General features: G+C 39.0%; 9 protein-coding genes and 1 tRNA gene. 7 read left to right on the top strand and 3 right to left on the bottom strand.

Going from position 1 to position 12,326, the window contains the following annotated elements; all coding sequences use genetic code 11:
* Positions 1–19: 19 nt before the first annotated feature.
* Both H4J38_RS10640 and H4J38_RS10635 read right to left on the bottom strand, forming a co-directional pair.
* On the bottom strand, positions 20–685 hold the full coding sequence (locus tag H4J38_RS10640) for a Bax inhibitor-1/YccA family protein (RefSeq protein ID WP_182131756.1): 666 nt from the start codon (positions 683–685) through the stop codon (positions 20–22).
* A 162-nt stretch (positions 686–847) separates the two neighbouring features.
* Positions 848–1,444 (bottom strand): DNA-3-methyladenine glycosylase I, encoded by a 597-nt coding sequence (locus tag H4J38_RS10635; RefSeq protein WP_182131755.1) that lies wholly within the window; start codon positions 1,442–1,444, stop codon positions 848–850.
* A gap of 162 nt (positions 1,445–1,606) precedes the next feature.
* Between H4J38_RS10635 and H4J38_RS10630 the strand changes: the two genes are divergently transcribed.
* The 6 genes from H4J38_RS10630 (at position 1,607) to nhaC (ending at position 10,080) form a co-directional block, all read left to right on the top strand.
* A tRNA-Ser gene (locus H4J38_RS10630) sits at positions 1,607–1,697 on the top strand.
* A gap of 280 nt (positions 1,698–1,977) precedes the next feature.
* Complete coding sequence (locus H4J38_RS10625; RefSeq protein WP_182131754.1) at positions 1,978–2,343, top strand: hypothetical protein; 366 nt, start codon at positions 1,978–1,980, stop codon at positions 2,341–2,343.
* A gap of 976 nt (positions 2,344–3,319) precedes the next feature.
* Positions 3,320–7,150, top strand: coding sequence for a bifunctional proline dehydrogenase/L-glutamate gamma-semialdehyde dehydrogenase PutA (putA, locus tag H4J38_RS10620; protein ID WP_182131753.1), 3,831 nt, complete (start codon positions 3,320–3,322; stop codon positions 7,148–7,150).
* A 154-nt stretch (positions 7,151–7,304) separates the two neighbouring features.
* Positions 7,305–7,817: a hypothetical protein gene (locus tag H4J38_RS10615; RefSeq protein ID WP_182131752.1), complete on the top strand. Its 513-nt coding sequence runs from the start codon at positions 7,305–7,307 to the stop codon at positions 7,815–7,817.
* 127 nt (positions 7,818–7,944) lie between these two features.
* Complete coding sequence (locus H4J38_RS10610) at positions 7,945–8,400, top strand: hypothetical protein (protein WP_182131751.1); 456 nt, start codon at positions 7,945–7,947, stop codon at positions 8,398–8,400.
* 138 nt (positions 8,401–8,538) lie between these two features.
* Positions 8,539–10,080: a Na+/H+ antiporter NhaC gene (nhaC, locus tag H4J38_RS10605; RefSeq protein ID WP_182131750.1), complete on the top strand. Its 1,542-nt coding sequence runs from the start codon at positions 8,539–8,541 to the stop codon at positions 10,078–10,080.
* 120 nt (positions 10,081–10,200) lie between these two features.
* Here the strand turns inward: nhaC and dps are convergent, their stop codons facing one another.
* A complete protein-coding gene (dps, locus tag H4J38_RS10600; RefSeq protein ID WP_182131749.1) occupies positions 10,201–10,767 on the bottom strand; it encodes a DNA starvation/stationary phase protection protein Dps in 567 nt (188 codons plus the stop codon).
* 605 nt (positions 10,768–11,372) lie between these two features.
* Between dps and H4J38_RS17360 the strand changes: the two genes are divergently transcribed.
* Positions 11,373–12,089, top strand: coding sequence for a Crp/Fnr family transcriptional regulator (locus H4J38_RS17360; RefSeq protein ID WP_310733468.1), 717 nt, complete (start codon positions 11,373–11,375; stop codon positions 12,087–12,089).
* The last annotated feature ends 237 nt before the right edge of the window (positions 12,090–12,326 follow it).

Genomic DNA, 12,326 nt, shown 5'->3' with positions numbered 1-12,326 from the left:
ATGATTTTTAACTGCTAACTTAGTCATCGCCGCCTAAAACACCCAAAAGGCTTAATAGATGTACGAAGATATTATAAATATTCAAGTATAGAGAAACAGTTGCACGAATGTAGTTTGTTTCACCACCATGAATAATGCGGCTTGTATCATATAAGATCAAACCTGACATAATCATAATAATTGCAGAACTAATAGCTAATGAAAGTGCAGGAATTTGGAAGAAAATATTTGCCACCATTGCAATAACCGCAACGATTAAACCAACCATTAAAAAACCACCCATAAATGAGAAGTCTTTCTTGCTAGTTAATGCGTAACCAGAAAGTGCAAAGAAAATTAATGCAGTACCACCTAATGCTTGCATAATTAATGTAGCGCCGTTAGGCATTGCTGCATAATAGTTAAGCATTGGGCCTAAAGATGCACCCATTAAACCGGTGAAAGCAAAAATCCAAAATATACCACTCGCTTTATCGGCATTCTTATTAACAACAAATAATAATCCGAATGAAACTAAGGTCATTACTAGGGCAGCCATATGAGACAAGCCCATTGCCATAGAAACACCAGCTGTAACGGCACTAAACGCCAAAGTCATCGAAAGTAACATATAGGTGTTTTTCAAAACCTTGTTAATTTCAATCGCTGAACTTCTACTAGCATTTACACTAATATTTGATTGCATAAAATTTCCTCTAAGTATGCTAAATATATTTTTTAGATGTGGGCAAATGTCAAAAGTTCAAGGGTAAATCAAATATTTAACCTTTATTTTACCTGTATAGGTAATAATTAACTATTAGCCACATTGACATATTATGGCATGCTATATTTTGAATTACTATCTTTAACCTTGTTGAAATTCATCAATAATTTGTGAGCGTTTGTAACAGCCATTACTATGATCGTTAACCATGCCACAAGCCTGCATATGCGCATAACAAATAGTTGAACCTACAAACTTAAAGCCACGTTTTTTTAAATCTTTACTCCAAGCATCAGATTCTTTAGAAGTAGCAGGGTAGTCGCCCAGTTCTGCCCAATTATTAACAATAGTTTTATGGCCAACAAAGCCCCACATATAATTACTAAAGCTGCCAAACTCATTTTGAATATCAATAAATAGCTTGGCATTATTAATAGCCGCAATAATTTTACCTCGATGGCGAATAATAGCGCTGTTAATTACCAGCTCTTCAACTTTTGCATCGCTAAATAGGGCCACTTTTTTAACGTCGAAATTGTCAAATGCGGTTCTGTAGCCATCACGACGTTTTAAAATCGTATACCAACTTAAACCAGCTTGTGCTGATTCAAGCATTAAATATTCAAATAATTTTTGATCATCATAAACCGGCACTCCCCACTCATTATCATGATAAGCAACGTAATCAGGTTTTGTCGTGTCTAACCAGTGGCAGCGACAAAGACTTTCTTCACTCACAAGCTTTCCTTAAATATAAAGATTAACTGAATTTGTTCAAATAAATGGCAAATTGTTGGTTTTTTTAGCAAACAAACTTTTTTATAGAATAAATCCTTTACAAGAGAATTTCGAGCCTTTATTATTCGCTCCGTTCTGAAGCAGCAATGCTTTTGAACTTCAGGTGAGATGGCTGAGTGGTCGAAAGCACCGGTCTTGAAAACCGGCAAGGGTTTGTAGCCCTTCTAGAGTTCAAATCTCTATCTCACCGCCACATTAAGAAAAACCCGCTAATCGAAAGATTAGCGGGTTTTTTGCTTTTAGAGTATTTAATTCTCGGCATATGGTTTGTAGCACAGTACCTATTTGTAGAGTTCAAATCTCGGAATAGGGTTTGTATGTTGCGGTCTCTATAAAACTCATTGATAAGGTGGATTACGAATAAAGCTATTATCCAAGGCCAGAAAGATGCTCAACCACCGCGGTATTAACTGTTAGGGTTTCAAGCACTCAAGCTCTAACGTATTATTCAATTTCGAGTGCAAGGAAATAAAATGAAAAAAATAGTATTAGCCTCATCCGTTCTTGTCGGCATGTTTTTATCAGGTTGTTCGCATAGAATAGCTGACTTGACTTATGTTTCCACAAAAAACATATCACAAGAAGAGTTAGCTACAGCTACATCTGATAATGAAAGGGTAAAAGGTGAAGATTCAAGTCATATTATTATATTTATCCCTACAGGTAATCCCAGTGCCGAAGAAGCATTAGATCGTGCAATAGAACAAAGAAAAGGTGGCGTTGCATTAAAAAATGCAACCATACATAGTTCTTGGTTTTATATCCCGTATATTTATGGAAAAACTACAATTACTGTTGAAGGTGAAGTTTTAGTACCTTTAAGAAAGGAAGTTAAATAGTAACTATAACAATCACTTGAAACGTAATATTGATTTCCCTCCGTTTTAGTGCATGCCTCCTCAACACATTGAGGAGGCAATAATGCCCAAAAACTTTCTAAGCGAAGTGGAAATTAGTAATTAAGTGGGGTCAGGTACACATTAACTACTAATCAAACCACCCATAATAACTTGAACGGTAGCTATGAGATGTAAGAGGGAATAGACGGCCCATAATCATTCCTCACCCTGACTGGCTCTAGATCCGCCATACCTGCCGTTGGAATTCTACCCTGAAATTTGCCAGCTACAAAACCAAGGCCGAAATATCTATTCAATCAATACTAACTAATTTATTTTAAATATATAAAACATGAAAAGGCGCTAAACCCGTTGCACTCAAAAAAAACACAGAGTGTAAGATAATCCTTATAGGAAGCCCCAGAATCTTGCAATTTGTGTGAGTGTGATAGAGTACATACTTCCAGATCAATAGTGCGTATTGTTTTACTAGTCAAAACATTAGGAGACTAAATTCAATTGAGTCGAGTCGAATAAATTACACATAAACAGCCCCATTATTTTGGAGAATTCTGATGAAAACGTCTCAGTTAATTCGAGCTGCCGCATTTTGTTTAACCTTTTAATCCTAAACGGTCGCAGCGCAATCAGTTCTCGACTAATCAGCGATAGTACTGGCACAAATTCAATTTTATTCAGCGTAAAAAAATGTTTAGGTTAGGTGCTTTTCTATGGGACAAAGTACATTCAGATATTTTAGTGATCGGGGCTTAATTGGTCAGTCTTACCGCTATTTTCATTAGCGAAAAATATTAACTTAATCTGCATAAAAATGATGAGGAGTACTCTAATTATAATATGAGCTTCTGTGGATTCACACCAGCTGAATTTTACATTCAATCGAAGCAGTAAATTAAATTGTAATTTACTTATGTAATTGCAAAACATTATTTAAAAAAATATTGAGGTGAAGCATATGCTTTTTAATAATTCAAACATCACGGAGTCCCCTATTCGTCAAAAAATTCGCGAGTTCTATCGTATTGATGAAAGTGTTGCGGTAGAGCATATTTTACCGTTGGCAGAAGTTAACGATAATGCTGCAAGCAGGGCGTGGGAAAAAGCCCGTAAAATGTCTCTAAAAATACGTAGAGACGAATCGGGAAACGGTGCGGTAGATGCCTTACTGGCAGAATACACATTATCAAGTGAAGAAGGTGTGGTGTTGATGTGTTTAGCCGAAGCCTTATTACGTGTACCAGATAAGCTTACTCAAGATGCCCTAATTAGTGACAAAATATCTAAAGGGCAGTGGGACAGTCATATAGGCAGCAGTGATTCACTGTTCGTTAATGCCTCATCTTGGGGGTTATTCGTTACCGGAACGATGGTTGACTATGCTGATGAACGCGAAAAAGATAGCTTTGGTTTATTGAAGAAGGTTATTGGTCGATTAGGTGAGCCCGTCATTCGTAAGGCAATGAACTACGCCATGCAAATTATGGGTGAGCAGTTTGTTATGGGCGAAACGATTCAAGAAGCCACTGATCATGCTGCCAAGGATGAGCGGCAAGGCTTCGTATATTCTTACGACATGCTTGGTGAAGGTGCGCGCACCATGGTCGACGCTGAAAAGTATTTTAAAGCTTATCAAGTTGCTATAGATGCCATTGGCGCAGTTGCTCGTGCGTCGGGTAAGAACGACCCTCGCAAAGTGCCTGGCATTTCAGTTAAGCTTTCTGCTATCCATCCTCGTTACGAATTTGCACAAAAAGAACGGGTAATGGCTGAAGCTGCTGCCAAACTTAAAGCACTTTGTTTGCAAGCCAAAAGCTACAATATTGGTTTAACTGTTGATGCGGAAGAATCTGAGCGATTAGAACTATCCCTTGATGTAATTGAAGCGGTATTTAGTGATGATGAGTTAGCAGGTTGGAATGGCTTTTCGATGGCCCTGCAAGCTTATCAAAAACGCGCCATTTTTATAGTTGACTGGATACGTGAACTAACCATGCGTGTTGACCGAAAAATGATGGTGCGCTTAGTAAAAGGTGCTTATTGGGATACTCAGATTAAAAATAGCCAAAAAGGTGGTTATCAGCATTTTCCGGTATTCACTCGCAAGGCCTCTACTGATGTATCTTACCTAGCCTGTGCGAAAAAATTATTAGAATATAGAGATACCATTTTTCCACAGTTTGCTACGCATAATGCCTATACTGTCGCTACTATTCTTGAACTGGCGGGCGATGACAAAACAAGTTTTGAATTTCAATGTCTATATGGCATGGGTGGCTCGTTATATGATCAAGTTGTTACCAATGAAAATGTTCAATGTCGCGTCTACGCGCCGGTTGGTCCTCATAAAGAGTTACTCGCCTATTTAGTGCGTCGTTTGTTAGAAAATGGCGCTAACTCTTCTTTTGTTAATGCCATTATTGATGAGTCACAACCGGTCGAATCTTTACTTCGCGATCCCGTTGAAAAAATGCATCGCTTAAAAAACAAATATAACGGCCAGATAATCAAACCCATCGCGTTATACCATGATGAAAAAGGTGTCGGTCGAGATAATTCCAAGGGCCTAGATTTAACAGATATCAATACAGTAACCCCTTTAAAAACATCACTGGATAACTGGCTTGTGAATAACTTGTTCTGTGAAAATGATGTACCAGAAGGGTCTATCGCTATTAGAAACCCAGCAAAGCGTAGTGAAATTATTGGTTTTCAACGACATCACAGCAAGGATGAAATGCTCGCGATGATCGAAACAGCGCAAAACGCATTTGCTTCTTGGTCACAAACGCCTGTATCTGTACGTGCGGCCTTATTATGCCGTGTTGCCGATGTTTTTGAACATCATATCGACGAGTTAATTGCCTTATGCATCAAGGAAGCAGGGAAAACGACACAAGATGGTGTTGATGAAGTCAAAGAGGCGGTTGATTTTTGTCGCTATTATGCACAACAAGCGATTGAACTTGCAGAAGATGATCGTTTAGCAGCCCGTGGTGTGGTGTTATGTATCAGCCCTTGGAACTTCCCGTTAGCTATATTTATAGGACAAGTGACTGCTGCAATTGCTACGGGTAATACGGTGTTAGCTAAACCAGCCGAGCAAACAAGCTTAATTGCATTGCGCGCTATTGAACTAATGACATCTGTTGGATTACCACATGGCGTTGTACAAGCGGTTATTGCAAAGGGTAGTGATGTCGGTAGTGTTATTATTCCTAATGCACTTATTCAAGCGGTTATTTTTACTGGTTCTATTAAAACAGCGACTATAATTTCGCAAACATTGGCTGATAGAGGCGTTGATCAAGTGCCCTTTATTGCTGAAACGGGTGGTCAAAACTGTATGTTAGTAGACTCTACGGCCCTACCTGAACAAGTCGTTGATGATGTTATTTCTTCAGGTTTTCAATCTGCTGGTCAACGTTGTTCTGCACTTCGAGTGTTATTTTTACAAGAAGATATTGCTGATAATGTTATTACAATGCTTAAAGGCGCATTAGCAGAATTACATGTGGGTAACCCCGAAAAACTGAGTACTGACGTAGGACCTGTCATTGATCAAAAAGCGCTAGATTCACTCAATGCCCACAGTGACTATATGAAAACCCATGGTCAACTATTATACCAATGCGATATTGCTGATGAGATAACAAATGAAATAGCAGATAACGAACATTTCTTTTTTGCGCCACGACTTTATGAAATAGAAAATATTAGCGTGCTGAAGCAGGAAGTATTTGGCCCTTGTGTTCATATTGTACGCTTTAAAGGCGATGAAACAGAAAAAGTCATTGATGATATTAACGGCACAGGTTTTGGCTTAACTATGGGTATACATACCCGCATTGAACAGCGAGCCATAAATTTGGCGAAGCTATCACGAGCAGGTAACGTGTATATAAATCGCAATATAATTGGCGCTATTGTGGGTGTGCAACCTTTTGGTGGTCGTGGTCTTTCAGGTACAGGGCCAAAAGCAGGTGGCCCATATTATTTAACGCGTTTAGTTAAAGAAATAACACCGCCCGGTGCCAAGAAACTTAATTTATTACCACAGCAAGCAGAAGCCTCAAACAGCGATACGGATGCGGAAGCAGTATTATTTATGGACAGAGCTAGTACAGCAGAAAAAATCTGGCGCTTGACCGAGTTAAATACCCGTATATCTTGTCTTAGCGAAGTGTTAGCAAAAATAGCTCATATCGATATCATTGATAATTTAGCAGACGATTTAACGCATACTTTAAAAGCGGCGCGCTCACAATTAATTGATATTGAAAAACACTTGAAGGAACCAACAGTTTTACCGGGTCCAACAGGTGAGTCTAATATTCTATATTTAGAAAATCGTGGCAACATAATCTGTTTTGCTGACGAAAATGTTACTTTTCACTTTTGGTTGCTTTCTGTCGTAACGGCTTTGGCAACCGGTAATACCGTGATCTCGGTTGTTTCTGACTTGTTTTATGATGAAGCAATAGCTTTTAGAGATGAATTTATTGCAACAGGGGAAGATGAGAATGTTTTTCAAATTGCCCGGTTATGCCATTTAACAACGTTGCTGGCACAGCCTGGATTATCAGGTGTTGTTGTTGATAGTCATTGCGACCGTAAACATTATATCAGTGAGAAATTAGCAGAACGTCAAGGTGCAATTTTACCGGTGATCAGTTCAAAATATTTTGATAATTTAATTCAACGATTATTAACAGAAAAAGCTATCAGTATTAATACCACCGCTACTGGTGGTAATACGTCACTTATGACTTTAGATGAAGAAGATTAGCCATCTCATTAGGGTGATCGTTATTATCGGCTCATTATCAGTTCGATAGCGCACAGATGACAGTATTAAAACTAGCTATGCTAATACTAACTTAGTAATCAATAATAGTGATTAATACATTAGGGGCTGTTGGTCTAACTATAGGAGAAAAATCATGAATGATTACGTGCATTATGTAACAGGTTTTTTTGAGCACAGCAAAGAGACCAATGATGTGTTGGAAAAACTTGCTGCTCAAGGTCTGCCGCGCGAACGCGTGCAAACTTACAGTGAACTCACAACAGCACCGGTGCATGAACCGGTAGAAAGTAGCAATCAAGTTTTAAAAGAAATCTTGGTAGATGGCACCATTGGTACAGTGGCAGGAACAGGAATAGGTGCATTGGCTCAAGTCGGTCTTATTGCCGCGAATGTCACTTTATTTGTAGCAAGCCCTTTGATTGCACCACTCGTATTACTCGGCTGGGGTGCAAGTATTGGCGGTTTGGTGGGGGCGACGATAGGTGCGGCGGAAAATGCAAAGTCACTATCTGCTTTAATTGAAGATGCCATTACCAGTGGGCAAGTTGTGATTGTCGCAAAAACGCTTACGCAAGACGAAACCGATATAGCACAAAAAATTATTAAAGGTTCCATTGGTGATTACAAAGATGTAGATATGGCTTAATTGGTGTCAGAACAGGAAGTGACAATTTTGGCTTTCACTCTCGACCGCCCCTTCAATACTCCCTATGCAGTTACCAAAGTTGGCGACATGCTCTAGGCTCAGACAATTCAGAATAGAAAGGAAAGTTATGCGTTATCACCAATTAAGTGAAGTATTTGAACACCTAATAACATTGAATACCGCAACGCTAGCGTTTTATGAGAGAAGTCTTAAAGTGACAGAGCAAGAACGCGCTAGGATGTTTTTACATTATTTAACAGACAAGCAAAAAGTCAGAAACCAATATTTAATGACCTCATTGATAGAGGCGCCTATTAAAATATTTGAAATGTGGTTTGATGATGATATTGACGAGCAGTTATTAGTTTATATAGAAAAACTAGCATTAGCTCCTAATGCAAACAGTGAAAAAATAATCGCTGTAATGTTAGAGATAAATGAGAAAATAGAAATGTGGCTAAGATCCATTTTACCATTGATAATCAACAATTATAGTAAAGAGTATATTCAGGATTTGATCAATAATTTACATCAAAAAAATCGGCAAATAATGCATGGCCTCCAAAGGATGAATGATGTGTGACACTACCTTTGTCATCCTTAATGGTCGACGATGTAGTGATTTTCTCAAAGCCGTAACAAGTTAAGTTGGCCTATTGTTTTACCAATCACGATGACTATTCGTCACCTAATTTATGAATAAAAAACATGAGGTATTTAAATGAAACGGACAGAAAGTGCAAATCCGGGTTTATTACTTGCCTTGACGCCCGTCGTGTTAACTCTACTTATTCTTGGGACACAAATATTTTACTTTGGCATTTTCGAGCCTCACATTCCCCTTGCCATTGGCTTAGCCATTACGAGTATTGTTGGAATTAAGCTAGGACTGAAATGGAAGGGTATAGAGAAAGGCATTTTTCACGTTATTCACGTCGCTTTACCTTCGGTATCGGTTTTAATAACGGTTGGGATGATCATTGGAGTTTGGATTGCCAGCGGTACGGTACCAAGTATTATCTATTTCGGCTTAAAAGTACTTTCGCCTGAACTATTCCTAGCTGCTGGTATGGTAATTTGCGCCATAGTTTCCCTTGCTCTTGGCACTAGCTGGGCGAGTGTAGGTACTGTTGGTTTGGCCTTAATGGGAATTGGAGAAGGCTTCGATATCCCTGCATATTGGACTGCTGGCGCTGTAGTTTCAGGAGCATTTTTTGGTGATAAAATTTCACCACTTTCCGACACCACTAATTTAGCCCCTGCGGTTACCGGCACCGACGTTTTTTCTCATATAAAGAATATGATGGCAACTACCATCCCAGCTATGCTGATCGCACTTATTATATATTTGCTAGTTGGATTTTTCGTCATCGACACCCAAAGCATTTCATTTGAAAAAATTAGCGGTATCACTAGTGCCTTAGATGAAAACTTTTATATTTCAGGATGGGTATTATTGCCAGCTTTGATTGTGATGGGCTTAGCTATAAAGAAATATCCTCCCATGCCATCACTATTCGCCGGCGTTGTAGCGGGTGGGGCAACAGCAATGATTGCTCAGGGACAGAGTTTACAATCAATTTTTGATTTTGCGAACAATGGCTATTCAATAAACACCGGTATTGGAGAGATTGACAGCCTGTTAAATCGAGGTGGCATTCAATCCATGATGTGGACAATTTCCTTAATATTGATTGCGTTGGGCTTTGGCGGAGCGCTAGAGAAAACAGGTTGTTTGAAATCGATTATTAATGCGATTAAGAGTAAAGTCACTAGTTTTGCTGGCATTCAAACCGCCGCTATTGGAACCGCGTTTGCAACTAACCTAGTCGCCGGTGATCCCTACTTATCTATTGCTTTACCGGGAAGAATGTACTCACCGGTTTATCGTGGTATGGGTTATTCAACTTTGAATTTATCACGCGGAATTGAAGAAGGCGGAACATTAATGTCTCCGCTAATTCCATGGAATGCGGGTGGCGCATTTGTAATTGCAGCTCTCGGACTTGGTATTGCCGATGGTAATGTAGAAAACCTTTTGTACATACCACTTGCTTTTGCCTGCTGGACTGCTCCCCTAATTGGAATTTTCTATGCTTTTACCGGGTTATTCTCGCCCAAAGCAACTGATGAAGAAAGAGAAGGCTGGAAATCCTCTGGTGAAGCGATAGCCGAATTTAATTCTGATGGTACACCAAAAGTCGAAGTTGAAGACACTGAGGCAAAGAACGCCGATGACGAGTCAGAAAATAGCAAATCTTAGCTATAGCTAAATTATTTAAGCTTCGGATGAATTCGTGGAATTTGATACCGTATTGAAATATATGTCGAGGAATTTGACGACGCCAAAGGCGCCATCGAAAATAAATATAATCAGATCGGTTTAAGAACGTGCAGATTTCGCTGCACCCGACTCGGTGTGGTTGTTGGCTGTGACTAAATCACCGTCAGAAGATTCAAGATGCGCACGAATAAACCATTGGAACTGCTCCATATCAATTAACTGACCAATGAGCATGTCTTCCGATACAGGATCTAGCTCTCCCATTTCAATCACTGCTTTGCGATGATCGCTATTCACCCCGTTGTAGACTAAATCAAGGGCACCCAGATGCTCCATAACCAATGCTTTACCTAACGAATAATCATCCCAGGTGCGACGATCAGTAATAGATTGCGGTGTGCCTAATGGGGTTCCACCCAAAGTAGCTATTCGCTCTGCAATAGTGTCAGTCATGTCTCGTACAGCGTCTACCTGAGGATCTAGCATTTCGTGAACACTGATAAAATTGGGGCCAACAACGTTCCAGTGAACGTGCTTGAGTGTGAGGGCCAAATCGAGCAGTGCTACCATACGATTGTCTAAAGTAGATATAACACGGTTTGCCGTCGTTTCGTCCATGCCAGGTACCGTGAATTTAGCTGCTTTGTGCTGATTACTTTTAGTCATGATTTCTCCTTTACGGTTCAAAATAACAGGAGAGGTATAAGCCTCTCCTTGACTCGTCCACGCTATCAAACTTACAAACGTTGTGTCAAATAAGGGAATTACTCTTGAATGTCATGTTTACTATTAACTAGAAAACCAATGTATAGACTGATCTAAGTTCAGAGTGTGCCATTTTAACATTCTAGCGATATCAGTTGGCGTGCAACCTTGCTTGTATCGTTCCCACGTTACTGATTTTTGATGGACAGTATAAGTATTACGAGATCTTTTTTCATAGCTACACTCCTTTGTAATAAGGATAGCGTTGCATTCACTATTTGGACTCAAGTGGCAGCGCTGACTATTTGTTGTGGTAAATTCACGACTAAATTAGGTCTTCTTTGTGGCACTTTCTGCCCATAACGTCTCACTTTAAAAAATTCGTGAATTTAAAATGAAGCTGATGTTTTGTTAAAGACTTCTTGATAACCTTAAATGAAATACATTTCAATATTAACGATTTACATACTTAGTGGTATAACGCACAGACGAAAAACCAATATTAGCCCATGTTATCAATAACGATTACGTTCCTTGATTTATGGACTTATTCATTGGAGATTCTAGTGACTGCAACTTGCACCTCACCGGTAAATAATCATTTATTAAACTATTTACCTATACAAGAGCGCCAGTTATTTCTTGACGTTTGCACGCCTGTAGAGCTAGTGTTTGGCGAAACACTTAATATTGCTGATGAAGTCATAAAATATGTTTATTTTCCACTAACTAGCTTTATCTCATCATTTGTAGAAGTTGGTGAGAAACAGTCCTTAGAGATGGGGTTAATTGGGAATGAGGGCATGCTAGGTGCCACGCTTGCTCTTGGAAATCCAAAGGCACCAATGAAGTCGATAGTCCAAGGCTCAGGGAGTGCGTTGCGAATGGATGCAACAATGTTCCACCACCAAGTAAAAAATAATCTAGTGATAAGTAAATTGATACACAATTATCTCTATGTCTTGATACAACAACTTGCTCAAACTGGCGCATGCAATAATTTTCATGAAGTCAAACAACGGCTTGCTCGATGGTTATTAATGACACAGGATCGTACTAATTCTGAACATCTTCAGCTAACACATCAGTTTTTAGCGAAAATATTGGGTGTACGCCGTAGCGCTGTCACTATTGCGGCAGGTTGTTTACAACGTCAAGGCATTATAAGCTATAACCGCGGACAAATTAATATCTTGTCTAGATATGGCCTCGAAAATTCATCCTGTCAATGCTATTTTTCGTCTGTTAATGCTTATCAAAAGACATTAGTAATTTCTAAATAGATATGAATGTTGACAAAAATATATTGCCATACCACCTCAAATGAATAATTTAGCAAGTACTATCTAGGAATAGTAACTTCTCTAAATTTTATCTCATCCAAAATATCGTTCTCAATTAACAATCACTAAATCATTAGGGACAACTATGTCAACTATCATTCATTCACGATTTTGCTTTCCACTATCAGATCCACTTACGAGTGGTATTTAGTCTGTTCGAGAAGGATTATTTAATAT

It is taken from the genome of Colwellia sp. BRX10-3, assembly GCF_014077505.1.
Taxonomy (GTDB): domain Bacteria; phylum Pseudomonadota; class Gammaproteobacteria; order Enterobacterales; family Alteromonadaceae; genus Cognaticolwellia.
The sequence above is the reverse complement of the archived record's forward strand: the minus strand, read 5'-3'. Positions and strand labels throughout refer to the sequence as shown.

What these genes read in the sequence shown, in the direction of transcription:
- H4J38_RS10640 (WP_182131756.1), bottom strand. Translation starts at nt 685, where the DNA reads ATGCAATCAAATATTAGTGTAAATGCTAGTAGAAGTTCAGCGATTGAA.
- H4J38_RS10625 (WP_182131754.1), top strand. Translation starts at nt 1,978, where the DNA reads ATGAAAAAAATAGTATTAGCCTCATCCGTTCTTGTCGGCATGTTTTTA.
- putA (WP_182131753.1), top strand. Translation starts at nt 3,320, where the DNA reads ATGCTTTTTAATAATTCAAACATCACGGAGTCCCCTATTCGTCAAAAA.
- H4J38_RS10615 (WP_182131752.1), top strand. Translation starts at nt 7,305, where the DNA reads ATGAATGATTACGTGCATTATGTAACAGGTTTTTTTGAGCACAGCAAA.
- H4J38_RS10610 (WP_182131751.1), top strand. Translation starts at nt 7,945, where the DNA reads ATGCGTTATCACCAATTAAGTGAAGTATTTGAACACCTAATAACATTG.
- nhaC (WP_182131750.1), top strand. Translation starts at nt 8,539, where the DNA reads ATGAAACGGACAGAAAGTGCAAATCCGGGTTTATTACTTGCCTTGACG.
- dps (WP_182131749.1), bottom strand. Translation starts at nt 10,767, where the DNA reads ATGACTAAAAGTAATCAGCACAAAGCAGCTAAATTCACGGTACCTGGC.